This window comes from Niallia nealsonii (genome assembly GCF_002835805.1).
Lineage (GTDB): Bacteria > Bacillota > Bacilli > Bacillales > Cytobacillaceae > Niallia > Niallia nealsonii.
In genome coordinates, this window is record NZ_PISE01000068.1 from 1 (window position 1) to 1,035 (window position 1,035).

2 protein-coding genes are annotated in these 1,035 nt (G+C 34.3%); both read left to right on the forward strand.

Annotated elements, in window-relative coordinates:
• Positions 1-86 precede the first annotated feature (86 nt).
• The gene (locus tag CWS01_RS21480) at positions 87-425 is read left to right on the forward strand and encodes a transposase (RefSeq protein ID WP_101179531.1); all 339 of its coding nucleotides are present in this window, start codon (positions 87-89) and stop codon (positions 423-425) included.
• The coding region (locus tag CWS01_RS21485; protein ID WP_235852146.1) for an IS3 family transposase at positions 410-1,035 on the forward strand (626 nt) is incomplete at its 3' end. The genes CWS01_RS21480 and CWS01_RS21485, both read left to right, overlap by 16 nt.

The following is a 1,035-nucleotide window of genomic DNA, read 5'->3' on the forward strand; positions in this document are numbered from 1 at the left end:
TTGATATTATCCCCTTTAAGTAGATAGTGTAAAAAAACCACAATATCATTTGTGGATGATACACTTAACTTGGAGGGGATTTTATTATGGCTAAAAAAGGACAAGAGTTTCAGCATTATACAGATGAATTTAAGCTAAAAGCAGTGATGAAGTACATAAATGGAAATAAAAGTTACGCAATCTTATCAGAGGAACTTGGAATTAAGCATTGTACGCAGCTTAAAGTGTGGGTTAAAAAGTGGAAAGCTGGAGAATCCTTTGATACTAGATCAATAGGTACTAGTACGAACCCATTAAAAGGTAGGCCACGAACCAAGTTTAAATCTGTTGAAGAAGAAAGAGATTATTTGAAAGCGCAGGTAGAGTATTTAAAAAAGCAGTACCCAAATCTAATAAAGGAGGAGCCGACATCAACAGAAGATTAAAGTATAAAATAATCGAAGAACTAAGTGGGATGTATCCAACAAGGTGGTTATTAGAAATCACTAGTATTAAGCCTGCAAGTTACTACAAGTGGAGAACTACTAAATCAAGGAGACAAGACAAACAAAATAAGGATCAAGATATAAAAAATCATATACTGGGGGTTCATTTAGTGTATCCAGAGTTTGGATATCCTCGTATGACTGTCTGGTTAAAAGAGAAGGATTTTGACATTAACCACAAGAAAGTATATCGCCTTATGAAAGAAATGAATATTCAATCTAAGATCCGTAAAAAAAGGAAATATCATGGACATACCCCTTCTGTAATCCATCCAAATCGTCTTAAAAGACAATTTAGGGCAACAGCCCCTAATCAAAAAATGGTTACCGATATTACTTATGTATCGGATGGAAAGCAATTTTACTATTTATCCGTCATTCAAGACCTATTCAACAATGAAATAGTATCTTGGCAGTTATCCAAAAGAAATGATCTAGAGCTTGTGTTAAATACAGTGACTCAGTGGACAAGTAAAAAAGACGTAGCTGAAGCTGTTCTCCATTCGGATCAAGGCTTTCAGTATACGTCTAAATTATACAACAAACGATT

Bases quoted from the DNA above. Each gene is read 5' to 3' on its own strand.
- CWS01_RS21480 (WP_101179531.1), top strand. From the start codon at position 87: ATGGCTAAAAAAGGACAAGAGTTTCAGCATTATACAGATGAATTTAAG.